At 72.0% G+C, this 23,465-nt stretch carries 23 protein-coding genes; 9 read left to right on the forward strand and 14 right to left on the reverse strand.

What is annotated here, in order from left to right:
* Positions 1-305: AMP-binding protein (locus tag ACWEVN_RS20880; RefSeq protein ID WP_452052365.1), on the reverse strand; the 305-nt coding region annotated here is incomplete at its 3' end.
* A gap of 13 nt (positions 306-318) precedes the next feature.
* Entirely contained in the window at positions 319-972 is a 654-nt protein-coding gene (locus tag ACWEVN_RS20885; RefSeq protein WP_452052366.1) for a hypothetical protein, read from the reverse strand.
* A gap of 387 nt (positions 973-1,359) precedes the next feature.
* Here ACWEVN_RS20885 and ACWEVN_RS20890 point away from each other — a divergent pair, with 387 nt between their 5' ends.
* From ACWEVN_RS20890 to ACWEVN_RS20900, 3 genes are read left to right on the forward strand one after another with little or no spacing between them, the layout of a single operon-like run.
* The gene (locus ACWEVN_RS20890) at positions 1,360-2,355 is read left to right on the forward strand and encodes an alpha/beta hydrolase (RefSeq protein ID WP_452052367.1); all 996 of its coding nucleotides are present in this window, start codon (positions 1,360-1,362) and stop codon (positions 2,353-2,355) included.
* A complete protein-coding gene (locus tag ACWEVN_RS20895; RefSeq protein WP_452052368.1) occupies positions 2,352-3,182 on the forward strand; it encodes an SDR family NAD(P)-dependent oxidoreductase in 831 nt (276 codons plus the stop codon). Before ACWEVN_RS20890 ends, ACWEVN_RS20895 begins: the two co-directional genes overlap by 4 nt.
* A complete protein-coding gene (locus ACWEVN_RS20900; protein WP_452052369.1) occupies positions 3,179-4,387 on the forward strand; it encodes a glycosyltransferase in 1,209 nt (402 codons plus the stop codon). Before ACWEVN_RS20895 ends, ACWEVN_RS20900 begins: the two co-directional genes overlap by 4 nt.
* Here ACWEVN_RS20900 and ACWEVN_RS20905 read toward each other — a convergent pair.
* Positions 4,384-5,379: a YdcF family protein gene (locus ACWEVN_RS20905; RefSeq protein WP_452052370.1), complete on the reverse strand. Its 996-nt coding sequence runs from the start codon at positions 5,377-5,379 to the stop codon at positions 4,384-4,386. The two genes, ACWEVN_RS20900 and ACWEVN_RS20905, sit on opposite strands and share 4 nt — an antisense overlap.
* A gap of 72 nt (positions 5,380-5,451) precedes the next feature.
* Between ACWEVN_RS20905 and ACWEVN_RS20910 the strand changes: the two genes are divergently transcribed.
* Positions 5,452-5,814: a DNA polymerase ligase N-terminal domain-containing protein gene (locus ACWEVN_RS20910; RefSeq protein ID WP_449684079.1), complete on the forward strand. Its 363-nt coding sequence runs from the start codon at positions 5,452-5,454 to the stop codon at positions 5,812-5,814.
* Positions 5,815-5,840: 26 nt separating this feature from the next.
* On the opposite strand, the gene ACWEVN_RS20915 is transcribed toward ACWEVN_RS20910, so the two are convergent.
* The 6 genes from ACWEVN_RS20915 to ACWEVN_RS20940 all read right to left on the reverse strand — a co-directional run bounded on the left by ACWEVN_RS20915 (position 5,841) and on the right by ACWEVN_RS20940 (position 12,038).
* Positions 5,841-6,542, reverse strand: a complete 702-nt coding sequence (locus ACWEVN_RS20915; protein WP_452052371.1) for a DUF998 domain-containing protein — start codon at positions 6,540-6,542, stop codon at positions 5,841-5,843.
* 110 nt (positions 6,543-6,652) lie between these two features.
* Entirely contained in the window at positions 6,653-7,519 is an 867-nt protein-coding gene (locus ACWEVN_RS20920) for an NAD(+)/NADH kinase (RefSeq protein ID WP_449684077.1), read from the reverse strand.
* A 30-nt stretch (positions 7,520-7,549) separates the two neighbouring features.
* Positions 7,550-9,028 carry a flavin-containing monooxygenase gene (locus ACWEVN_RS20925; RefSeq protein ID WP_452052372.1) on the reverse strand — a complete coding sequence of 493 codons (1,479 nt, stop codon included), beginning with the start codon at positions 9,026-9,028 and terminating at the stop codon, positions 7,550-7,552.
* A gap of 1 nt (position 9,029) precedes the next feature.
* Positions 9,030-9,872, reverse strand: a complete 843-nt coding sequence (locus tag ACWEVN_RS20930) for an SDR family NAD(P)-dependent oxidoreductase (protein ID WP_452052373.1) — start codon at positions 9,870-9,872, stop codon at positions 9,030-9,032.
* The gene (locus tag ACWEVN_RS20935; protein ID WP_449684074.1) at positions 9,856-10,746 is read right to left on the reverse strand and encodes an alpha/beta fold hydrolase; all 891 of its coding nucleotides are present in this window, start codon (positions 10,744-10,746) and stop codon (positions 9,856-9,858) included. The genes ACWEVN_RS20930 and ACWEVN_RS20935 overlap by 17 nt, the downstream gene beginning before the upstream one ends.
* Positions 10,743-12,038, reverse strand: a complete 1,296-nt coding sequence (locus ACWEVN_RS20940; RefSeq protein WP_452052374.1) for a cytochrome P450 — start codon at positions 12,036-12,038, stop codon at positions 10,743-10,745. The genes ACWEVN_RS20935 and ACWEVN_RS20940 overlap by 4 nt, the downstream gene beginning before the upstream one ends.
* Before the next feature lie 83 nt (positions 12,039-12,121).
* Here ACWEVN_RS20940 and ACWEVN_RS20945 point away from each other — a divergent pair, with 83 nt between their 5' ends.
* On the forward strand, positions 12,122-12,709 hold the full coding sequence (locus tag ACWEVN_RS20945; RefSeq protein ID WP_452052375.1) for a TetR/AcrR family transcriptional regulator: 588 nt from the start codon (positions 12,122-12,124) through the stop codon (positions 12,707-12,709).
* A 37-nt stretch (positions 12,710-12,746) separates the two neighbouring features.
* On the opposite strand, the gene ACWEVN_RS20950 is transcribed toward ACWEVN_RS20945, so the two are convergent.
* Positions 12,747-13,574, reverse strand: coding sequence for an SAM-dependent methyltransferase (locus tag ACWEVN_RS20950; protein WP_452052376.1), 828 nt, complete (start codon positions 13,572-13,574; stop codon positions 12,747-12,749).
* Between the two features lie 158 nt (positions 13,575-13,732).
* On the opposite strand from ACWEVN_RS20950, the gene ACWEVN_RS20955 reads away from it, so the two are divergent.
* The 3 genes from ACWEVN_RS20955 (at position 13,733) to ACWEVN_RS20965 (ending at position 17,891) form a co-directional block, all read left to right on the forward strand.
* Positions 13,733-15,064 (forward strand): cytochrome P450, encoded by a 1,332-nt coding sequence (locus tag ACWEVN_RS20955; RefSeq protein WP_452052377.1) that lies wholly within the window; start codon positions 13,733-13,735, stop codon positions 15,062-15,064.
* A 52-nt stretch (positions 15,065-15,116) separates the two neighbouring features.
* The gene (locus ACWEVN_RS20960) at positions 15,117-16,169 is read left to right on the forward strand and encodes an alpha/beta hydrolase (RefSeq protein ID WP_452052378.1); all 1,053 of its coding nucleotides are present in this window, start codon (positions 15,117-15,119) and stop codon (positions 16,167-16,169) included.
* Positions 16,170-16,439: 270 nt separating this feature from the next.
* Positions 16,440-17,891 carry a non-reducing end alpha-L-arabinofuranosidase family hydrolase gene (locus ACWEVN_RS20965; protein WP_449684068.1) on the forward strand — a complete coding sequence of 484 codons (1,452 nt, stop codon included), beginning with the start codon at positions 16,440-16,442 and terminating at the stop codon, positions 17,889-17,891.
* 298 nt (positions 17,892-18,189) lie between these two features.
* On the opposite strand, the gene ACWEVN_RS20970 is transcribed toward ACWEVN_RS20965, so the two are convergent.
* Together ACWEVN_RS20970 and ACWEVN_RS20975 are read right to left on the reverse strand one after the other, a co-directional pair.
* Entirely contained in the window at positions 18,190-18,843 is a 654-nt protein-coding gene (locus tag ACWEVN_RS20970) for a hypothetical protein (protein WP_452052379.1), read from the reverse strand.
* Positions 18,840-20,114 carry a hypothetical protein gene (locus ACWEVN_RS20975; RefSeq protein WP_452052380.1) on the reverse strand — a complete coding sequence of 425 codons (1,275 nt, stop codon included), beginning with the start codon at positions 20,112-20,114 and terminating at the stop codon, positions 18,840-18,842. The genes ACWEVN_RS20970 and ACWEVN_RS20975 overlap by 4 nt, the downstream gene beginning before the upstream one ends.
* A gap of 127 nt (positions 20,115-20,241) precedes the next feature.
* Here ACWEVN_RS20975 and ACWEVN_RS20980 point away from each other — a divergent pair, with 127 nt between their 5' ends.
* Positions 20,242-21,081: a leishmanolysin-related zinc metalloendopeptidase gene (locus tag ACWEVN_RS20980; RefSeq protein ID WP_452052381.1), complete on the forward strand. Its 840-nt coding sequence runs from the start codon at positions 20,242-20,244 to the stop codon at positions 21,079-21,081.
* Between the two features lie 52 nt (positions 21,082-21,133).
* On the opposite strand, the gene ACWEVN_RS20985 is transcribed toward ACWEVN_RS20980, so the two are convergent.
* Together ACWEVN_RS20985 and ACWEVN_RS20990 are read right to left on the reverse strand one after the other, a co-directional pair.
* Positions 21,134-21,535 carry a DUF6294 family protein gene (locus ACWEVN_RS20985; protein WP_449684064.1) on the reverse strand — a complete coding sequence of 134 codons (402 nt, stop codon included), beginning with the start codon at positions 21,533-21,535 and terminating at the stop codon, positions 21,134-21,136.
* A 70-nt stretch (positions 21,536-21,605) separates the two neighbouring features.
* The gene (locus ACWEVN_RS20990) at positions 21,606-23,447 is read right to left on the reverse strand and encodes a RiPP maturation radical SAM C-methyltransferase (protein WP_452052382.1); all 1,842 of its coding nucleotides are present in this window, start codon (positions 23,445-23,447) and stop codon (positions 21,606-21,608) included.
* Positions 23,448-23,465: the final 18 nt, after the last annotated feature.

Raw genomic sequence — 23,465 nt, forward strand, 5'->3', positions numbered from 1 at the left:
CCCGGGTCGAACAGCGGCACCGCGATCGCGCCCGCGGCGATCGCGGCCAGGAACCCGATGACGTAGTCCGGGCCCTGCGGGCAGAGCACGGCGACCCGGTCGCCCGGCGCCACCGGCAGCGCGCCCGCGGCGGTGTCGACGCGCTCGGCCAGCTGCCGCCAGGTCAGGCTGCGGCGCCGCCCGGCGGGGTCGGTGGCGAAGTCGGCGAAGGTGAGGGCGGGCGCGTCGGGGGTGGTCGCCGCCCAGTGGCGCAGGCACGCGGTCAGGGTGTCGCCGCCCACCGCCGGGAAGTTCTGCTGGGACATGGGTTTCTCCTTGCTAGCGGCCCAGCCGTGGCGCGGCGTGCTGCCACGCGGCGACGGCCAGGGTGTCGAGGTCGAGGCCGGTCGCTCCGGCGTCGCGGAGCAGGACCAGCACGCCGTCGGCGGCGATGGCGACGGTGCGCAGGCGCAGGCCGGGTTCCGGCTGCCCGGGCAGGGTCAGGACCTGCTGGTAGGACAGGGATTGCGCGCCGGGAACGGCAGGGCCGGTTCCGACGGTGGTGGTCGACTCGGTGGGGAGGTCCCCGTCGTCGGCGGTGACGCGGGCGCAGCGGCGGGCCTGCGCGGCCCAGGCGGTCAGGTCGGGTGGGTGCGGGGTGCGGGCGACGAGTTCGGACAGCTGCCCGCCGGGTACCGCCGTCTGGAAGCCCTGGCCGGTGCCCGCGCCGGGGCGCAGCAGCCGGCCGTGGACGACGTCGGCGCAGTCGCCGGTGTCGCTGCGGTCCGCAGTGGACAGAGCGGTGGCGACGTCGAACACCTCGCGTGCCTCGGGCCGTCCGGGGAGTGTTTCGGCGGGCAGGAGCGCGGCCGGGGGGACGGCGGGCGGCGGGGGAGCGGGGACCGCCGTCGCGGGTTTGGCGGGGGAAATGGTGACCACGGCGGCCGCGGCGATCAGCAGTGCGGCCGGGGGAAAGCGAATTCGGGCAGCCATGAACAACCCTTCCGGGAGCATTCTCGGGGGAGGTGCGGCCCCTGCGCTGGAACCCTTCGCCGGGGGCACGTCGAGCGACGGCCGATCCGGCGGCACGGCGAAGGCTACGCCGGGAAATCGGTTACCGGAAGCACCTCAAGACGGCGTAAACATCGCCGTGCACAGCGGGTGAGCTGCCGGATTGCAGGTTACTGGCGAGTTCGGCAAGCGCTTGTGGCACGGCCGTCCGGGATTGGTCACGCTGCGCGACCGCCGCCTCACCCCGGCGGGGGAGTTTGTTTTCCTGCCATTCACATTGTCCGCTCACATCGTGGACAGGACAATTGCGCCCGCGAGCGCAATTCCTTTAGCTTGACCGCACCTTCGACGAACGGGGAAAGGAAACGCATGCGCCCTTCGGTGAGGTGGTTCACCGCCCTGGCGGCCGCGGTGTGCGTGCTGCCCGGCACCCCCGCTGCGGCCGCGGCCGGCGTCCCGGACGCCCGGGCCGACGACGGCTCGCACGTCGTCGCCGAGACCACTGTGGACGGTGACGCGCGGGTGCTGGACCTGACCGTGCGCTCGACCGGCGTCGGGGCGTACGCGATGGTCCGGCTGATCCTGCCGCAGAACTGGGCCGGCGGGCGCTGGCCGGCGGTCTACCTGCTGGCCGGTGAAACGCGGCTGCAGGACTACCGCGGCTGGAACGCGAACACCGACGTCCGGCAGCTCGCCGACAACGCCGGTGTCCTGGTCGTCATGCCCGGCTCGGGCTCCGCCGGGTTCTTCAGCGACTGGTGGAACTACGGCAAGGACATCGCGCTCAACCAGTGGGAGACGTTCACCGCGGTCGAACTCCCGCAGCTGATCGACCGCGGCTACCGCGGCGACGGCCGGCGCGCGGCCGCCGGCCTGTCCCTCGGCGGCTACGGCGCGTTCGAACTCGCCGCCCGGCGCCCGGGGGTGTTCCGGTACGCGGCCTCCTTCAGCGGCAACCTCAACCCGTCCGGAGCGGGCGGCGACCTGCTGACCGGCGCGATCGTCACGTCGGCGCACCTCGACCCCGAAGCCCTGTGGGGCGACCGGCGCCGGGAGGCCGCGCGCTGGGAAGCGCACGACCCGCTGGTGAACGCGGACCGCCTGCGCGGCACCGAGCTGTACCTTTCGGCGGGCAACGGGCTGCCGGGTCCGCTGGACGCCAAGCTCCCGATCGACGTCCTGCCCGGCGCGATGCTCCTGGAGTTCCTCTGCGGCGCCCAGACGACGGCGATGGCCGGCCGCCTGCGCGACCTCGGCGTCCCGGCGACGGTGGACCTCTACGGGCCGGGCACGCACCAGTGGGCGTACTGGCAGGCGCAGCTGCACAAGACGTGGCCGCGGATGCTGCAGGTGCTGGCGTCGTGAAACCGTCCTATGTGGTCACGGGCGCGGCGGGCGGCATCGGCCGCGCGTGCGTGGCGGAGCTGGTCCGGCGGGGCGCCCACGTGTGGGCGAGCGTGCGGTCCGACGCCGACGAAGCGGATCTCGGGCGCGCGTACGGCGACGCGGTCACGGTGCTGCGGATGGACCTGCGCGACGAGGCGTCGATCGCCCGCTGCGGAGAGCGCGTCGCGGCGGCCGGACCGGTGCGGGGCTTGGTGAACAACGCCGGCCTGGCGCGCCCGGGACCGCTCGAGCACGTGCCCCTGGCCGCGTTCCGGGAGCAGCTGGAGGTGAACGTGACGGGCCAGCTGGCGGTGACGCGCGCGATGCTGCCGGCGCTGCGGCGCACGGAATCGGCGCGCGTGGTGACGATCGGCTCGATCGGCGGCCGGATCGCGGGGCCGATGGTCGGGCCGTACCACACGTCGAAGTTCGCGCTGGTGGGGTTGACCGACAGCCTGCGCGCGGAGCTGGCCCCGGAGGGGATCCGCGTGGTGCTGGTCGAGCCGGGAGCGGTGGCGACGCCGATCTGGCCCCGGGCCCGCGCGGCGGCCGAGGAGGTGAGGGCCCGATTGTCGCCGGCGGCGTTGGAGAGGTACGGGGAACAGCTGACGGCGGCGGAGAGGAGCGCGGCCCGCTCGGCCCGGACGGGAGTACCCCCGCGCCGTGCGGCGGAGACGGTGGTCCGCGCGCTGACCGCCCGCCGTCCGGCGCCGAGGTACCTGGTGGGCCGGGACGCCCGGCTGGCGGCGGTGCTGGCGAACCTGCCGTTCCGGGTGCGGTACCACCTGACGGCGGCCAAGCGATGAGCCGCCTGGTCGTGATCGTCGCGCCCGGCTCCCGGGGCGACGTCCAACCCTGCGTCGCCCTCGGGCGGGGCCTGGCCGCCCACGGCGATCGCGTCCGCGTCCTGGCCGCCTCCGCGTTCCGGGAGCTCGTCGAATCCCACGGTCTCGGGTTCGCGCCCCTCTCCGCGGATCCCGCCGCACTCCTCGGCTCGGCCGTCGGGCAAGCGTGGACCGGCGGCAGGCGGTTCCTCTCCGGGCTGCGGGCCGTCCTCCGGCCGGTGCTCGGCACGCTCCTCGCCGACGTCCACGCCGGAGCGGCCGGCGCCGACCTCGTGCTCGCCCCCTCGCTCGGCTTCCTCGGCGCGCACCTGGGCGCCCACCTCGGCGTGCCCGACGTCGAACTGCACTACCAGCCCAGCGTGCCGACGCGCGCCTTCGCCCACCCGCTCCTGCCCCGGGCCGCCCGGCTCGGCCCGTGGGGACGGCACCTCAGCTTCACCGCCGTCGACGCCCTCGCCTGGCAGGTCCTCCGGCCGGAAATCGACCGCTGGCGCGTCGAGACGCTCGGCCTGCCCGGAACCGGACGAAGAGGCCCGCGGCGGCGGTCGGCCGTCCTGTGCGGGTTCTCCGGCGCCGTCGTGCCGCGGCCGCCCGACTGGCCCGCCCGCGTGCACGTCACCGGCTACTGGTTCCTCGACACCGACGCCCCGCGCCCGGACCCGCGGCTGCGCGACTTCCTCGCCGCCGGCCCACCGCCGGTCTACGTCGGATTCGGCAGCATGCGGCCCGCCGACGCCGAGCGGACGTCCGACGTCGTCCGCGAGGCGTTGCGCCGGGCCGGGTTGCGCGGCGTCCTCAGCACCGGGACCGAGGACGATGACGTGCTGGTCGTCGGCGACGTCCCGCACGATTGGCTGTTCCCGCGCACCGCGGCGGTCGTCCACCACGGCGGCGCCGGGACCACCGCCGCCGGGCTGCGGGCCGGGGTGCCGGCGCTCGTCTGCCCCGTCTTCTCCGACCAGCCCTACTGGGGTGACCGGGTGTCGAAGCTGAGCGCCGGCCCGAAACCCGTGCCGCTCAAGGACCTGGACGCCGACACCCTGACCGCGCGACTCCGCGAGCTGACCGGAAACCCGCTGTTCCGGCGCGGTGCCCAGTACGTGGGTGCGCGCCTGCGAGCCGAGGACGGCGTGGCCCGCGCGTGCTCGGTGCTGCGCGCGGGCTAGGTGGTCGTGAGGATGGCCAGGAGGAGGCCGGTGCCGATGATGAGCACGCACGCCGCGATCGTCGTGCGGCGGTAGTGCAGGATCAGCGCCGCGAACTCGCGCAGCAGCGCGCTCGGCAGGAAGTACCGGGCCGTCGGGGAGCCCGTCGCGTGGAACGGCAGGCCGAGCCGCCGGCACTCGACCGCCGTCCGGAACACGTGGTAGTTGCTGGTCACCGCGACGACCCGGCGGGCGTCGGCGGGGAGCAGGTTCGCCGAGAACCGGAGGTTTTCCTCGGTCGTGCGGGCCTGGTCCTCCCGCCGGATGCGGTCGTCGGGGACACCGCGGTCGCGCAGGTACGCCGCCATCGCTTCGGCTTCGGTGACGGTCTCGCCGGGACCGCACCCGCCGGAGACGACGAGCAGCGGCGACGTCGCTTCCCGGGCCTGGAGCCGGATCGCGCGGTCGAGCCGCCCGGCGAGCAGCGGCGGCACGCGCTCGCCGTCGAGGCCGCAGCCGAGCACGATGATCGCGTCGAACCCGCTGCGGCGGCCGATCCGGCTGTACACCACGGAGTAGACCAGCAGCGACAGGAAGAGGAAGCCGAAGTACCCGGCCAGCACGGCGGCGACGGCCACCAGCGCCGAACCCCACCGGCCCAGCGGCGCGAACGCCAGTGCTTCCAGCGTGACCAGCCCGGCGCCCAGGCCGAGCGACAGCAGGTTTCCGGCGCTGCGCCCTTCCCGCCGCCACATCCGCACCCCGTTGGCGATGAGCGCGGTCGGCAGCACGAGGGCGACGAGCACCGCGACGACGCCGAGCAACCCGAGCAGCACCGGCGTCAGCCACTCGAGGTGCAGTGCGGCGCGCAGCAGCCACAACGCGGTCAGCAGCAGCGCCAAGCCGAGCCACACGGCGTTGCCCAGCCGCCGCGGCTCGCGCGCCACCCGCACCGCGAACACGACGAGGGCCACCCCGGCGGCAACCGGCAGCACCGCACCGGCGACGTTCACCCGGCCTCCCCTGGAATCACCCGAAAGCCTAGCCGCCGTTGCCCGGACGGGTGATCTGGCAGGCTGAACACCGTGACCGACCGGCAACCGGCGTTCGTCCTGCACGAGCACTTCCGCCCCCGGCACCACTTCGACCTCCGCCTGGAGGAGGACGGCGTGCTGCGGTCCTGGGCCGTCCCGCGCGGCCTCCCGCCGGACCCGGGAAGCGACCGGCTCGCGGTGGCGGTGCCCGACCACGCCCTCGACCACCTGGCCTACGAGGACGACACGAAGAAGATCGCCGACACGGGCTGGTGGGAGGAACACGACCGGACGGCCAAGCGCATCCTGTTCACGCTGCACGGCCGGGCTGGTGCGGTGCGGTACGCGTTGATCCGCACCGCCCGCGACTGGCTCCTGCACCGCACCCGCGATCAGCCGGGTGAGGCGGCGTAGCGGACGCCGCCCTTGGTCATGCTCGGTCAGGCGGGCGAAACACCGGCACCGGCGTAAGACCGCCGCGCCGGGTGCATCGCCCGGTGGGCCCAGTACCCCAGCACTCCCAGCAGCGTGATCTCCAGGAGCATCATCAACCGCTCGACCAGGCCCGTCGCCACCGTGGGGAGGTGGCCGCCGAACACGACGTTCACCGCGAACGGGACGATGAACGGCAGGTAGAACGGGATCGCGCCCAGGGCCAGGCGCCGGGACCAGGTCGCGAACCGGCGCCAGCGCGGGTCGTCGCGGTGGCGGCGGCCCAGCGCCCAGCCCACCACCGGCAAGCTCAGGCACGTCACCGCCGAGGCGTACAGGTGGATCTTGCCCGTCGCCGTGATCGCGCCACCCTGCGGGTCCTTCGCGAACACCACCACCGCCAGCAGGCTCACGCACCACAGCGCCTTCGCCGCGACGAGCGCCGGGTTGGCCAGCAGGCCACGGCGGTAGAGCGCGACCAGCAGCAGCGCCGATCCCGTGCTCGTCAGCAGCAACGCGCCGTCCCACAGCCACCGGCCCGGGCTCAACGCGTAGTCGCTGAGCATCGTGCTGACCGGGTCGAGGGGCGCGAGCCTGCGGTCGACGTGCAGCACGGCGAGCAGGACGAGGGCGCCGGCGAAGGCGGCGAGCGCTCCGGGGACGAGCAGGCGGGCGCGCAGGCGGGGACGGACGGGTGCGGGACACAGCATGTAGGGAGACACTCCGGGGCGGTTCGGCTGGTTCAGGCGCAGCCGCGCACGCTACCCGTGACCTTTCCGTGACCATTGCCGACGCGCCCGCGCTGTGACGCAGGACACCGTCAGTGGTCGCCGTCCTGGGGGATTTCGGCCGAGTCCGTGAGCCGCAGCTTGCGCCGGGCGCGCTGGTAGAACGTCGTCATCCCGAGCCGGACCACCCGGGCCGCGCTCGGCCGGCCACGCAGGTCGAGGCGCTCGCCGGGGGAGACGTACCCCTCGACCTGGCCGTCGACCTCCACCGCCAGCCGGCCGCTGGTCGGCAGCAGCTCCAGCGTGACCTCGTCGTGCACCGAGAGCACCACGCCCCGGCTGTACGCCGAATGCGGCGCCGCCGGCGTCACCAGCAGGGCTTCCACCGACGGGCTGGTGATCGGGCCGCCCGCCGAGAAGCTGTACGCGGTCGAGCCGGTCGGCGTCGCCACCACCACCGCGTCGGCCGAGTAGCTCACGAACGGCTGGCCGCCGACCCGGACCGCGACCACCGCGCTGCCGTCGCCCGGCACGCGCACCACCGCGATGTCGTTGAACGCGGTGATCCGCCGCCCCTGCAGCGTCGCGTCCACGGCCAGCCGCGGCTCCACCGTGAACTCGTGGTCGTCGATCGCCGACAGCGCGCCGGGCAGGTCGGGGACGTCGACCTCGGCGAGGAAGCCGAGCTTGCCGAGGTTCACGCCGAGCACCGGCGCGCGCTGCCCGTCGGCCAGCCGCATGGCCCGCAGCATCGTGCCGTCGCCGCCCAGGCTGACCAGCAGGTCGGCCCGCCGCCCGAGTTCCTCGGCCGACACTCCCTCCGCCGCGCAGTTCAGCCGCACGATCTCGTCTTCGATGCCGAGGATTTCGATGTTCCGGTTGCCCGCCCAGCCGAGCACGGCTTCGACGGCGGCCGCGGAGTCGCGGCGGGGGTGCAGCACGAGTCCCGCGGAGTGCATGTCAGCGGCCCCGGGCGGGCGAAGAGAGCGTCATGCGCTCAGTCTGCCCCCTCCCGCCGCCGGTCGCCGCGAGAAGCGCAGCGCGCCGTCGTCGATCCGCCCGTGCCGGAGCTTGACGACGTCGTGTGCGTAGCTCATGCCCAGCTGCCACGGCGCCCGCGAACCCGCCTTCGGGAACTCGTCGATCGACCGCTGGACGTACCCGGCGTCGAAGTCCAGCAGCGGCCGCTCGGTGACCGCCGGGTCGTCGTTGACCGGCACGGCCTGGTCGTAGCCGTTGCGGTCGAGGTGGCGCAGCAGCCGGACGACGTACTCGCCGACCAGGTCGGCCTTCAGCGTCCACGACGCGTTCGTGTAGCCGATCGTGAAGGCGAAGTTCGGCACGCCGCTGAGCATCATGCCCTTGTAGGCCATGGTCTCCGGCAGCTTCACCGGGTCGCCGTCCACCGACAGCTCGATGCCGCCGAAGGCCAGCAGCCGCAGCCCGGTCGCGGTGACGACGACGTCGGCCTCGAGCTCGCCGCCCGATTCGAGCCGGATGCCGTGTTCGGTGAAGGAGGCGATCCGGTCGGTGACGATCGAGGCGTCGCCGCGCTTGATGGACCGGAACAGGTCACCGTCCGGGACCAGGCACAGCCGCTGGTCCCAGGGCTGGTACCGCGGCTTGAAGTGGGTGTCGACCGCGTACCCGGGCGGCAGCTGCTTCACCGTGGCCTTGCGGATCAGCCTCTTCACCACGCCGGGGCGGCGCCGGCTGAGCTGGTAGATCAGCGTGCTGACCGCGACGTTCTTCCAGCGCGCGATCGGGTACGCCAGCCGCGGGCCGAGCAGCCCGCGCAGCCGGTTGGCCAGCGCGTCCTCCGACGGCAGCGAAAGGATGTAGGTGGGGGAGCGCTGCAGCATCGTCACGTGCGCCGCGCGGTCGGTCATCGCCGGCACGAGGGTCACCGCGGTGGCGCCGCTGCCGATGACGACGACCTTCTTGCCGGCGTAGTCGAGGTCCTCGGGCCAGTGCTGCGGATGGACGACCGTGCCGCCGAAGTTCTCCAGACCGGGGAACTCGGGCGTGTGCCCGGCCGCGTAGTCGTAGTAGCCGCTGCACAGGTACAGGAACTTCGCGGTGAACTCCACCGGCTTCCCGTCGTGCTCGGCCTCGACCGTCCACCAGGCGTCCTCTGTGGACCAGGCGGCGCGGACGACCTTGTGCCCGAAGCGGATGTGCCGGTCGATCCCCGCGTCGGCCGCGGTGTCGCGGACGTACTTGAGGATCGACGGGCCGTCCGCGATGGCCTTCGCGTCGGTCCACGGGCGGAACCGGTAGCCGAGGGTCTGCATGTCCGAGTCGGACCGCACGCCGGGATAGCGGAAGAGGTCCCAGGTGCCGCCGATCGCGGCACGCGCTTCGAGGATCGCGTAGCTCTTGCGCGGGAAGGCGGAGCTCAGGTGGTGGGCGGCGCCGACGCCGGACAGCCCGGCGCCGACGATGAGGACGTCGAGGTGTTCGGTCATGTCAGACGGTCTCCGTCCGCCGGGCGCGCTGCAGCACGCGGGTCAGCACGGCGTTGTAGTGGGTGGGGGTGATCCGGGCGAGCGCGTCGAACAGGTAGGCGTCCGGGCCGACCAGGATGCGGGCCTTCCCGCGGTCGACGCCGGTGTGGATGATCGCCGCCGCCTTGTCCGGCGACGTCATGGTCATGGCCTCGAACTGCGCGGCCATCTGCTCGTGGGTGCGGCCCCGGCCCTCGGGGTCGCGGCGCACCCGGGCGTTGCGGGCGATGTTCGTCGTGATGCCGCCCGGGTGGACGGTCACCGCGCGGACGTCGGTACCACGCAGTTCCTGCCGCAGCGACTCGGTGAAGCCGCGGACGGCGAACTTCGCCGCGCAGTACGCGCTCTGGTACGGCACCCCGAGCAGGCCGTAGACGCTGGAGGTGTTGACGATCGCGCCTTCGCCCTGCTCGACGAGGATCGGCAGGAACGCCCGCGTGCCGTGCACGACCCCGTGGAAGTTGATGTCGTGCAGCCAGTCGTCGTCCTCGGGGACCGCGTCGAGCACCGACGAGGTGACCGCGACGCCGGCGTTGTTGAACACCGCGGCCAGCGGCGCCGGGAGCCAGTCGCGGACCTCGGCGGCGAACCGCAGCTGGTCTTCCGCGTCGCGGACGTCGAGGACGCGGGTCAGCACCTTGCCGGGCAGCGCGGCCGCGGTGGCCTTGAGGCCGTCTTCGTCGACGTCGGCGAGGGCGACCGGCGAGCCGAGCCGGGACAGCCGGGTGGCCAGCGCCCGGCCGATGCCGGACGCCGCGCCGGTGATGACCACCGGGCGGCCGGTGAGACTACGAGGTCGTGACATCGCTGCTCCTCGCGTGCTGGTCGATCAGGTCGAGGATCGTGGGCCAGGCGCCTTCGGGCAGGTCGTGGCCCATGCCGCGGACGGTCTCCAGCCGGGCGCCGCGGATGGCCCGGGCGGTGGCGGCGCCGCCGGTGGGATGGACCATCCGGTCGCGGTCGCCGTGGATCACCAGCGTCGGCGCGGTGATCTTCCGCAGCAGCGGGGTCCGGTTGCCGGACTTCATGATCGCGGCGAGCTGGCGGCCGACACCGCCGGACGTCGGATCGCGGTCCCAGCCCGTCCCGGCCAGCTCGCGCACGAACGCCTCGTCGAAGGGGAAGCCGTGCGAGCCGATGTGGCGGAACATCCGGACGGCGCTCTCGACCGCCTCTTCGCGCGACTTCGGCGGCTTCGCGCCCATCATCCGCAACGTGGAGAGCGCGGGCCGGCCGAGCAGGCGCGACCCGGTCGTCGACATGATCGACGTCAGGGTGCGGATCCGCTCCGGGTGGAGCGCGGCGGTGGTCTGGGAGATCATGCCGCCCATGGAGACGCCCGCGATGTGGGCGGTCTCGATGTCGAGGGCGTCGAACAGGCCGGCGGTGTCGGCGGCCAGGTCCGTCAGGTCGTACTGCTGCGCGGGGAACCGTCCGGCGAGCATGCCGAGCAGGCTCGGCGGCCGGAAGCGCGGGTGCGTCGAGCGGCCGACGTCGCGGTTGTCGAACCGGACGACTTCGTACCCGCGCTCGGCGAGCTGCGCGCAGAAGGCGTCCGGCCAGCTGTGCAGCTGCTGGCCCAGCCCGGCGACGAGGACCAGCGGCTCGGCGCCGGTGTCCCCGATCCGCTCGTAGGCCAGGGAAATCCCGCGGCCGACCTCGGCGATCTGCTCGGTCAAGAAACACCTCCGATGGTGGTCCGGCGGCGCACGACCGCGCGGCCGCCCTTGGCGGGGGCGTAGGCCACGCCCCGCGAGTGCCAGCGTTCGCCGGGCTCGGTCGTCGGTACCAGCGTGAAGTCCCGCAGCAGGGTCCGCAGCACGACGGTCATCTCCATGGTCGCGAAGGCGGCGCCGAGGCAGCGGCGGGTGCCGCCGCCGAACGGGATCCACTGGTAGAGGTCCGGGCGCGTGCCTTCGAAGCGGTGCGGGTCGAAGGTGGCCGCGTGCGGGAAGACGGCGTCGTCGTCGTGGATCAGGGCGATGCTGACGAGGACGGCGTACCCCTTGGGCAGCGTCCACCGGCCGAGCTGGAAGCCGTCCTGCTTGACCTGCCGGGCGGTGAGGTCGATGACCGGGCGGGTGCGCTGGACCTCGAGGATGGTGGCGTCGAGGAGCTTCGGGTCGTCGTGCAGCTCGGCGAGCAGCGCGGGGTGGCGGCGCAGGCGCTCCACGGCCCAGGCCAGCGTGGTCGCGGTTGTTTCGTGGCCGGCGGTGAGGAGGGTGAGAAGCTGGTCGGAGATCTCTTCGCGGCTCAGCCCGGACCCGTCGTCGTAGCGGGTCTGCAGCATCATCGAGAGGACGTCGTCCTTGGCTTCGGCGCGCGCCTTGGCGATCAGCCGGTCGACGATGGCGTCGTACTCGCGGCGCATCCGTTCGAAGCGGCGCCACGGGTTGAAGCGACCCTTCTTCGAGATGGGCAGCACGGCCAGCCGTGAGCCGAGGGTGACGAACGGGGGGAGCAGTTCCCGCAGTTCGGCGAACTCGGCCCCTTCGGCGCCGAAGACCGCGCGGAGGATGGCGTTGAGGGTGATCCGCATCATCGACGGCAGCGTGGCGAACGCACGGTCTTCCGGCCAGCTCGCCAGTTCCCGCACGGTTTCTTCTTCGACGATCCGCTCGTAGGCGGCGAGCCGCCGGCCGTGGAAGGGCGGGACCAGCAGCTTGCGCTGCCGTTTGTGCTCGGCACCGGAGAGGGCGAACATCGACCGCGGCCCGAGCACGCGCCCGAGGTTGACCTCGAGGTTGTCGACGAGTTCGGGCCCGGAGGTGAACAGCTGCTTGATCTCGGCGGGGTTGCTGATCACCACGGCGTTGCCGAAGATCGGCACGTTCACCGTGAAGGCGTCCCCGTAGCGGTCCTTGAGCCGCCGCATGCCGCGCAAGGGCTGGGTGAGCGCATAGGCACCCTGGACGGCGCGTGGCGCGGTGGGCCCCGGTGGCAGCGTCGCGGGGCGTGTCATGGTCGTCATCGACCCTCCCGGAAGGTGGTACGCGAACGTACCGTCGGTACGGTACGCCGGTGTACCATCTCGTTTCAAGGGAGGGGTATAGCGTGACTTCCGTGGACGTCGACACCCGCCGGCACCGGCAGCGCCTCTTGGACGGGCTGGCCGGATCGATCACCGAGGTGGGCTTCCGCGACACGACGGTCGCCGACGTCGTCCGCCGCGCCCGCACGTCCCGCCGGACGTTCTACGAGCACTTCTCCAGCCGCGAGGAGTGCCTGATCGCGCTCCTCGCCGAGGCGAACCGTTCGATGATCCGCCAGATCTCGGAAGCCGTGGACCCCCACGCACCCTGGGCGGTCCAGGTCCGCCAGGCCATCGAGGCCTGGATCGCCTGCGCGGAATCGGAACCGGCGATCACGCTGAGCTGGATCCGCGACGTCCCGGCATTGGGCGCACCGGCCCGCGACCTGCAACGCGACGCGATGGAGGGGTTCATCGCGATGACGCAGAGGCTGACCGACACCCCGGAAATGCGCGCGGCGGGGATCAAGCCGCCTTCACGGCAGCTGTCGATCATGCTGCTGGGCGGACTGCGTGAGCTGATCGCCACCACGGTGGAAGACGGCGGCCGAGCCGGCGACGTCACCGAGGTCTCGGTGCGCGCGTCGATCGCGTTGCTCGGCCCGGCCTGAGCGTCAAGACCTCCTGTATAACGTCATATATGACGGCTCAATTGGCAGCTTTCAGCGCCACTCCACCGTAAAGCTGGGTGTTGGTATAAGGATCATCAGAGATATCGCCGGGGCCACCCGGGCGCCACAGGGCGCAGCCGACCAGGCCGGGTTCGATCAGCTCGAAGTCGCCGAACATCGTCTCGACTTCCTCGTACGTGCGGGTGGTCGCCTGGTCCTGGCCCCGGGCCTGGTTGAAGGTGCCGACCGCGGTGTTGATCCGGTTGCCTTCCTGGTCACTGATCATGTGCGAAATCGCCAGGTAACTGCCGGCCGGGACGCGGCGGCGGTATTCGGCGAGCAGGGTGTGCGGGTCGCTGGCGTCGGGGATCCAGTGCAGCATGGCGACCATCAGCAGCCCGATCGGCCGGGTGAAGTCGAGGCGGCGCACGTCCGGGTCGGCGAAGAGGCCGCCGGGGTCGGTGAAGTCGGCGTGCGCGATGCCGGCGTTTTCGCTGGTGCGCAGGAGCATCTTGCTGTGCGCGACGGCGATCGGGTCGCGGTCGACGTAGACCACCCGGCAGCGCGGGTCGATTTCGGCGGCGATCTGGTGGACGTTGCCCACGGTGGGGATCCCCGAGCCGATGTCGAGGAACTGCCGGATGCCCAGGTCCATCAGGGTGCGCACGACGCGGCCGAGGAACGCGCGGTTGAGCCGGGCGACGTCGCGGATGCCGGGCATGATCTTTTCGGCCTGTTCCGCGGCGGCGCGGTCGGCCTGGAAATTGTGGGCGCCGCCCAGCAGGTAGTCGTAGGTCCGGGAACTGCTGGGTTTCGTCGTGTCGATACCCGGCGGGACCCATTCCTCTTCTTGATGTTGTGTCATCGTGCACCTCGCTCACCGTCGAACGAAGAACATACTCACTCACGCGGCGTCCCGCGATTACGCCATAGGTGTGACGCCAATTCAGCCGATGGGTGCTGTCGCGTGCCGCCGGTTGGGCCTAAGGTGGCAGTCCTCTTCCGGACTGCCAAGGAGAGGAAATGAACGTCCCGGTCGCACCAGGCCGCCGGCTCCTGCTGGGACACACTCCGTCGTTGTTGCGACGGCGCGTCGGGTTCACGTCTTCCCTGCGTGCGCACGGCGATATGGTGCGCCTGTTCCTCGGTCCGCTGGAGACGTATTTCCTGACGAGCCCGGAGTTGGTCAATCACGTTCTCGTCACGCAGGCGACGAGCTTCTCGAAAGGGATCATCTTCGACCGTTTCCGGCCGTTCATGGGAAACGGGCTGGTGATGTCGGAGGGCGCGTTCCACCTGCGGCAGCGCCGGCTGATGCAGCCCGCCTTCCACGCGGCTCGGCTGGCGGCGTACGCGGACACGATGGTGCGGGTGACCGAGGAGCTGACCGGTACTTGGCGGGCGGGTGAGGTGCGGCGGCTGGATGCGGACATGCAGCGGCTGGCGATCACCGTGGTCGGGGAGACGCTGTTCGCGACCGAGCTCGGGCGGCGGGCCGTCGCGGAGGCTCGCCGGTCGATCCCGGTGGTGCTCAAGGCGGGGATGGTGCGGGCGCTGTCGCCGCGGGTGCTCGAACACGTGCCGGTCGTGCCGGCGAACCGGCGGTTCGACCGGGCCGTGGACCGGCTCCGGCGGATCGTGCACGAGGTCATCGCCGGGTGGCGGGTCACCGGGGAGGATCACGGGGATCTGCTGTCGATGCTGATGCTGGCCCGCGATCCCGACACCGGTGAGGGCATGACCGACGACCAGGTTTACGACGAGGTGGTCACGCTGCTCACCGCGGGCAGTGAGACCAGCGCCGTGGCGCTGACCTGGCTGTTCCACGAGCTGGCGCGGCATCCGGAGGTGGCGGGCCGGGTGCGGGCCGAGGTGGACGAGGTGCTGGCCGGCCGGGCGGCCACGTTCGCCGACGTCGGGAAGCTGCCGTACCTGCGCCGGGTGGTCGGTGAGGTGCTGCGGATGTACCCGATCTGGATCTTGATGCGGCGGGCCTTACGGGACGTCGAACTCGGCGGGGTGCGGTTGCCCGCCGGGACGGAGGTCATGTTCAGCCCGTTTTCGCTGCACTTCGATCCGCGGTTCCACGAAGACCCGGAGCGGTTCGATCCCGATCGCTGGCTGCCCGAGCGGGCGGCGCGCGTTCCGAGGGGGGCGTACGTCCCGTTCGGTGCGGGTGGCCGGCAATGCATCGGGCAGGCGTTCGCGCACACCGAGATCACGCTGGTTGCGGCGACCGTGCTGGCCGGGTGGGAGCTGTTTCCGGTGCCGGGGGTGCCGGTGCGCCTCACGGTGACGTCGGCGGCCTATCCGGACCGGATGCCGATGACCGTGCGGCCCCGGCGAGCGGTCTGATCCGTTTTTTCGATCGTTTTGTTCGGCTGATTTCCTTCGGAGGTATGTTTTCGTGTCCGAAATCCGTGGTGGGATGACGCGCGCCGCCGGTCGGCGCCGGCGGGGTGTCGTGCTCGTGCTGGTGGCTCTCGGTTTCCTGCTCCTGCCTGTTTCCGCCAGAGCGGAGGGTGCGAGCTGCCGGGAGGTGTATTTCCCGGTGACGCTCGTGGCGCTCCCGCAGACGATGCACGGCACCTTGTGCGTGCCCGCGGGGGGTGCGAACACGGTGCAGGTGCTGATTCCGGGTGGCACGTACAACAGTTCGTACTGGGACATCGGGTACCAGCCGGAGATCCGGTCGTACCGGCTGGCGATGAACAATGCCGGGTACGCCACGCTCGCGCTCGATCGGCTGGGGACCGGGGGCAGCACGACTCCGCCGAGTGCGGTGCTGACGACGATCACCGAGGCCGCGGTGGTGCACCAGGTGATCCAGGCGGTGCGGTCCGGCTCTCAGGGTGCGCGGTTCGGGAAGGTGATCCTGGCCGGGCATTCGTTCGGGTCGGGTACCGCGAGCATCGAGGCGGGGACGTTCCGGGATGTCGATGCGGTGCTGGTGACGGGGCTGGCGCACAAGCTGAACCTGACCGGGACGGCGGCGGTGTTCGCGGCGACCTATCCGGCCCTGCTCGACCCGCGGTTCGCCAGGGGCGGTTACGACCCCGGCTACCTGACGACGATGCCGGGCAGCCGGTACGCGATCTTCCACGCACCGGGGCCGAAGGTCGACGGCGCGATCGCTTTCGACGAGGCGACCAAGGACACCTCGGCCTACGAGCAGGCGGCCGATCTCTTCCCGATCGGCATCATCGCGCCGTATTCGCTGCTGATCAACCGCCCGGTGATGGTCGTGCTGGGCCAGGACACGGTGTTCTGCGGGCTGCTGGCGACCAATTGTGCGTCGGCGGGCGGGATCAAGACGTCGGAGACGCCGTACTACGCGGCCGGAGTGGACCTGACGACGTACGCGCTGCAGGGCTACGGGCACGCGATCAACTACGCGCCCAATGCGCCGGACTACTTCCGGGCGGTGATCGACTGGGCCGATCGGAAGGTCGGCCGCTGAGGCCGTGACCAGCGGTCTCGAAAGTTTCGACGGGTGACGAGCCGTGTAAGTTTCACGGCTCGGGTGTCCTTTGTGGACTGCGGACAGTGGTCCTGAGGAGGCAAAGCGTCCCGGTCCGGCGGTGGAAGTGGCTGGGCCGGTGCGTGTGCATTGACAATCACGCTGCCGGAAGTTCAGGCTTGCCCGACGCATGTTAGCGATAACAGTCTTGCTTGGACGAATACCGATCTGGCCGTCCAACGGCGGGTAGCTGACCGGGAGAAGATCGTCATGAACAGAAGAAGTATCAGCCGCAGGAGCCGGCATCTGATGGCCGTGTCCGCCGCCGCGGCGACGGTCGCGGTGACGGCGTTGTTCGGCGCCGGTGCCGCGGAAGCCGATGCCACCGGCGCCCTGCGCGGCGTCGGTTCGGGCCGCTGCCTGGACGTCCAGAACGCCAACCAGGCCGACGGCACGGGAGTGCAGATCTACGACTGCTCGGGTGGTGCCGGCCAGCAGTGGACCTCGACCGCCAGCGGCCAGCTGACCGTTTTCGGCAACAAGTGCCTGGACGTGGCCGGCAGCGGGACCACCGCCGGCACCAAGGTGCAGATCTGGACCTGTCACGGCGGGGCCAACCAGCAGTGGCGGGTGAACTCCGACGGCTCGGTCGTCGGGGTCCAGTCCGGGCTCTGCCTGGACGTCACCGGCGCCGGCACGGCCAACGGCACCGCGGTCGCGATGTGGACCTGCCACGGCGGCAGCAACCAGCAGTGGACCGGCCTGTCCGGCACCACACCGACCACCACCACGACGACGACCGGCGGCGGCACCGGCTGCTCCCTGCCTTCGACGTACCGCTGGTCCTCCTCGGGGGCGCTGGCGCAGCCGAAGAACGGGTGGCTGTCGCTCAAGGACTTCACCAACGTCGTCTACAACGGCAAGCACCTCGTCTACGGCTCGACGGTCAACTCGTCCGGGTCGTACGGCTCGATGGCCTTCAGCCCGTTCACGAACTGGTCGGACATGGCTTCGGCCGGCCAGAACGGGATGAACTCCGGCACGGTCGCCCCGACGCTGTTCTACTTCGCGCCCAAGAACATCTGGGTGCTGGCCTACCAGTGGGGGCAGTGGCCGTTCATCTACCGCACGTCGAGCGACCCGACCAACCCCAACGGGTGGTCCGCGCCGCAGCCGCTGTTCACCGGCAGCATCTCCGGCTCCGGCACCGGCCCGATCGACCAGACCCTGATCGCCGACGGCTCGAACATGTACCTGTTCTTCGCCGGTGACAACGGCAAGATCTACCGGGCGAGCATGCCGATCGGGAACTTCCCGGGCAGCTTCGGGTCGAACTACACGACGATCATGAGCGACACGCAGGCCAACCTGTTCGAGGCCGTCGAGGTCTACAAGGTGCAGGGCCAGAACCAGTACCTGATGATCGTCGAGGCGATGGGCTCGGGCGGCCGCTACTTCCGGTCGTTCACCTCCAGCAGCCTGAGCGGTTCGTGGACCCCGCAGGCGGCCAGTGAGAGCCGGCCGTTCGCGGGCAAGGCCAACAGCGGTGCGAGCTGGACCAACGACATCAGCCACGGCGACCTGGTCCGCACCAACCCCGACCAGACCAAGACCATCGACCCCTGCAACCTCCAGTTCCTCTACCAGGGCAAGGACCCGGCAGCGGGCGGCGACTACAACCGCCTCCCGTGGCGCCCGGGCGTGCTGACGCTGCAGCGCTAGCACCCGACCGATCCGAGGAGGAGCCCCGGCCGACCACCGGCCGGGGCTGCTCCTCGTTTTCGTGAATCACCCGGAAATTGCGCTGGGACCCGGTTTCCGCGCCTTCCGTGCCACCCGGTCGGGGTCGGCGGGTGCTGGCCGCCGCCTCGCTCGGCCCGGACGCGCACGCCTATCCCGCGCGGGTGCAGGTGTTCGTGGCCAATAGCGGTTCGGACAACGTCACCGTGTACGACACCCGTCGCGACCGTGCCGGTCGGCAGCGAACCCGAAGGCCTCGCCGTGACGTCCTGACCCCGGGTCACCGTGGGCGGCCGGACGGCGGCGAGTACGTCACGGTCGTCCCGCCGCGTACGCAAGTCGCGGCCGGAGACGTCGGTGCGGCCGTCAGCGCGACGACGTCGGCGCCGCACACCGGCGGTGGCGCTTCACCGCCCGAGGCGAACCCCACCACCGCGGCCACCGCGCCCGCCGCCACGAGACCTCCGGCGCCCGCCCACGCGAGGCCACGCCTGGCTCGCGCCGGAGCTTCCGGCGGCGACACCCGCGGGCGCGCCACCACGTCGATCGCGAACGGCTCCGAACGCTCCGCCCGGAAATCCTCTTCGCCGGCGAGGAACCGGCCGTACACCGTGAGCGCGATGGCCCGCGTCCGGCACAACGCGCCCGCGACCGTCGCGGGATCGCCGTCGGGGGACAAGAATCCGTGCAGCAGCACCAGCGGGCGGCCGTACTCGTCGCGCGGCTCGCCGCCGGATTCCACCTCGGTCACGGTGTGCTCGGCCCAGACCAGGACCCCGTACGGCGTCGGCGCGGCACGCGATGGCACGTCGTCCAGCGGTGTCGCGGTGGCTTCGAGGAATCCGTGCTCCGGCAGGAAGCCCGGCACCAGCAGGGCCGAGTAGCCGCGCCGCCGTCCGCGGGCGATCAGGAACGGCCACGCCCGGCCCGTCACCAGTCGCCCCAGCGGTCGCCGCCGAGGCGGGACACCGGCAGTTTCGCTTCGAGCACGGCGACCTGGCGCTGCAGTTCGCCGACCACGCGCCGGCGGGCCTGGACGTAGTGTTCGGCCAGCTGGTCGGCCTCGCCGAGCCGGGCCATCCGGGCGCTGCGCTCGGCCGGGTCGTCGTGCGGGCGCAGGGTGTCCAGCAGCAGCATCAGGCTCGACTCGGCGACCAGGCCCGCGCCGAGCGCCGACGCCAGCACCCGCGCGGCGTTGGCGGTGAGGTAGCCGCCGAGGGTTCGCAGCGCCTCGGCCGGGCCCATCCGCAGCCGCCGTTGCGCGGCCGCGAGCAGCTCCGCGCGGGTGGCGCGGTCGAGGGCGAGTTCGGTCTGGCGCAGGATGTCCGGTACGACCACCGACAGCGCGGCTTCGACGTTGCCGGGCCGGAACTGCCCGTCGGGCTTCTTCCGGACCAGGCCGTCCGAGAAGACGGCGAAGTCGTGCCCGACCGCGGTCACCGGGATCAGCCGCACGATCCGGCGGGCGCTGTGCACCTTGACCAAGTCGGCGAACCCCGACGTCCGCATCAGCCGGTCGCGGACGATCCGCAGCCGCTCGTTCTCGTCCGGGTGCAGGTGGTCGAGCAGGTCCCATTTGGTGATGACGAAGACGATCGGGCTGCGCACCGGCAGCATCGCGTTGATCATCGCGTCGAGGGACGCCTCGAGCATCAGCATGCCCCGCTGGTCGCCCTGTTCGGCCTGCAGCAGGCGGAAGCCGTCGATGATGCCGACGAGCGCGTCGGCGCCGGCGATCGCCTCAAGCAGCGTCGCCTGCGCGGTCGAGCCCGGCGCGTCCGGGTCGGTCAGCAGCTCGCCCGGGTACTCGAGGTAGCCGAGCTTGACGACGGGTTCGGCCGCGCCGGCGACGTCGGTCAGCACGCTGAACTCGAACTCGCGCAGTTCGCCGCGGGTGGTGCCGCGCGGCCACTCTTCGTGGACGTCGGCCGCCTTGCGGTACCACCGGTTCAGCTCGATCAGCTGCTCGTGCGGCACGCGCAGGTAGAAGCCGCGGTCGCCCGGGGTCTGCAGGCGGCGGTAGATCCCGGTCAACAGCAGCGTCTTGCCCGAGCCCTGCAGCCCGAGCGTGACGATCCGGAACGCGGGGATGCCGCCGGGTGGGCCGGCGAGGAGCGCCGCGGGCTTGGCCGCGCGCCGGCGGCGTCGTCGCCAGAGCAGCACGGCCACCAGCGACAACGCGAGAAGGATCAGCAGGACGCTCACGGTTTGTCCCCTTCCGTCATCGAGACGGAGCCACGAGCCGCCCGGGAAATACGCCGAACCCGCCGGTGTATCTGCCGGGCGTTTCCGGGCTCTGTCCGGCACAGCTCCCACTGCGGAAGGAACGACCATGCCGGAACCGAAGACCCACCACGCCCGCGCCGACGCCGAACGCGCCCGGCTGCTGACGGGCACCACTTCGCCGTTCACCATCACCGTCGAGTTCGCCGGCGGGCTGACCCAGGTCCAGCAGGACGCCTTCGCCGCGGCCGCCGATCGCTGGGCGACGGTGATCGTCGGCGACCTGCCGGACGTCGTCTTCGAGGGCGAGCCGATCGACGACGTGCTGATCGTCGCCAAGGGCGCCGACATCGACGGCGAGGGCCACATCCTCGGTCAGGCGCGCATCACCCACGTGCGGCCGGCGGGCCCCGAACCGTGGGCGCTGCTGCCGGTCCGCGGGGAGATGACGTTCGACCGGGCCGACCTGGCCAAGATGGAGGCCACCGGCATCCTCGGGGACGTGATCACCCACGAGATGGGCCACGTCCTCGGCGTCGGCTCGCTCTGGGGTCCCAAGGGACTGCTGGTCGGCAAGGGCACCAGCGACCCGGTGTTCGCCGGCCCGGCGGCGATGGCCGAGTACCACAAGCTGCGGCTCGGGGCCGGCGAGCCGGTGCGGGTGCCGGTGGAGGACACCGGCGGGCCGGGCACCCGGGACGTGCACTGGCGGGACCGCACCTTCGGCAACGAGCTGATGACCGGTTTCGTCGGCCACGCCCCGAACCCGCTGAGCCGGGTCACCGTCGCTTCCCTCGGCGACCTCGGCTACCAGGTCGACATCGACGCGGCGGACGCCTACGAGCTGCCCGCGGACCTGGCGCCGACGGCGGCGGCGGGCGTGGCGGTGCACGCGCTGGCGGTCACGCCGGCCCCGGTCGAGCTGTCCCGGCAGGACGTGCGCGGCTGAGCAGCCGGGTCCGTGGCCGGTTCCGCCGCCGCGGAACCGGCCACCGGGCCGGTCAGCAGCTCGAATGCATCTTCAGGTGGACGATGTCGTCCCAGAGGCCGGTGTCGAAGGTCGCCCAGGCCCGGAACCGGTAGCGTTCGGCGCTGCTCGGCATGTTCTGCACGAACTTGCGCCAGTCGCCGCCGACCGGGTGTTCGGTGGCCAGCGACCCCAGGATCGCCCGGTTGGCGTCGAGCAGGTCGACGTGCCAGATGACCCAGGCGTCGTCGTCGTCCCCGCTGGTCACCGTGGCGTCGAAAGCGGCGGTCCCGTTGGGGAACAGGGTCCACTTGGCGCCCTCGAACATCGTGCAGTCCCCCTTCCGGATCAGCCCCCAGGTGAATTCCCACGGCGTCCAGCCGCTGAGCCGTTTCGCTGAGGCGTTCGCCGCCTCCATGATGACCGACGGATCCATGTCGAGTGCCTTTCCGCTCGTCCGCAGTGCTACCGCCGGACAGAGCCGCGGGGGAGGCGCTTGATACCGGTCACCGGCCGGGTGTCGCGGGCAGGGCGAGGGAGAGGGCGAGGTTCCCGTCGAGGAACATCAGCCCCCGCGCCCCGAACTGCCGGAAGGCGGCTTCGACCGCGGGCACCCCCACGGTGAGGCCGAGTTCGCGGTGCACGGCCGCGGCGGTGCGGGGCCGGTCCACACAGGCGAGGTAGAGCGCGGCGAGCGTGTCGCGGAAGGTGTGGGTGCCGCGGCTGCCGGGGTGGCGGCCGTCGTAGATCTGCAGAAACCCCGGGGCGCAGCGGTACACCAGCACCGGTTCCGGGGCCGCCTGCCAGGCCGCCGACCACGCCGAAACCGCCTCCCGCAGCGGCGCGTAGACCTCCGCCGGCAACTCGTCCTCGGGTTCGTACTCGAAGAAGTAGGCCACCCGGCGGACGTCCACCGCGGGCGGGTAGACCTGCCGGTAGCTGGGCTCGGGTTCCCGCGCCCGCAGCGGGAACCGGCCGGGCCGGGTGAACAGCGGGCTGAACCGCTCGAGCCAGAGCCGGGCCGCGCCGGCGGGCGGCTGGAGGTGGACCAGGTGCGGGATGACCGCCGCCTGTTCGGCGTAGGCCCCGGCCGGTTCGCCCGGGAACCCCCAGAGGATGTTCCAGGCGACGGAGATGCCGTAGTAGCGGGCCCAGCGCAGGAGGTTGACGTTCTGCGCCGCCCGGACCCCCTTGTCCATCAGGCGGAGCACCTCGGAGCTCAGCGACTCCAGGCCGGGCTGCAGCTGCGTGACTCCGGCGGCGGCGAGCTGCTTCAGCTGGGCGCGGGACAGGTTCGCCTTGACCTCGTAGAAGAGCTGGTACTCCCGGCCGGCCTCGGCCAGCGCCGGGACCAGTGTGTTGAGGTAGCCGGGCTCCATGATGTTGTCGACCGCGTCGAACCGGAACGTCCGGTACCGCCGTGCCTGCCGGTCCAGTTCGCCGAGCACCCGGGACGGCGACTTGGCGCGGAACCGCATGGTGGTGCCGTTGAGCCCGCAGAACGTGCAGTGGTGCTTGGCGCCCCACCAGCACCCGCGCGCCGACTCGAACGGCAGGGCGACGTGCCCGGTCGGCAGCCCGAGCCGGCCGGCCCGCTCGAAGTACTCGTCGTAGTCCGGCACCGGCAGGTCGTCGAGCCGGTCGTGCGGCGCCTCGCCCGGGGTCGAGACGACCTCGTCCCCGGAGTCGCCGGCCCGCCGGGCGACTCCGGGGACGGTTGCCGGGTCCGTGCCGGTCGCCAGCGCCTCCAGCAGGCGCGGGAACGCGACGTCCCCTTCGCCGAGCACGGCGAAGTCGATGCAGTCGACGGACCGGACCAGCTCCAGGCCCATCTCGCCGTCGAAGTTGGCCCCGCCGAACACGGTGACGACGCCGGGATCGCGGTCCTTGAGCCGGCGGGCCAGCGCGAACGACGCCACGTTCTGCTGGAAGGTGCAGCTGAAGCAGACGATCCGGGCCCCGGCGAGCTCGCCGGCGACGGCGTCGAGGAACGCGGGCACGTCCCGGTCCCGGACGGCCGCCAGCCACTCCGGGGCCGCCCCGGCGGGGTCGTCCAGGTAGGACAGTTCGGCGCCGGCCTCGGCGAGCAGCTTCCCGTCCGGGTCCGGTGCGGCGTCGCCGAAGGCCGCGACGGAGAAGAGCCAGTCGCCGAGCTGCCGGCCGCGGTGGTCGGCGAGCTTCCGGTACCGCTCGAGGCCGATCCGGACGGCGAAGTCGAGGTTCAGGTGCAGCGTGCGGACGGGGAACCCGTGCCGTTCCCCGATCGCCTTGAGCAGCCCGAGCTGGATGGACGGCCGATCGGCGTCGAGGAACGGCATCGAAACGAGGACGACGGGTGAGGTGGTCATGGCCGGGCTCCAACCCCG

This window comes from Amycolatopsis sp. NPDC003861, assembly GCF_053605405.1.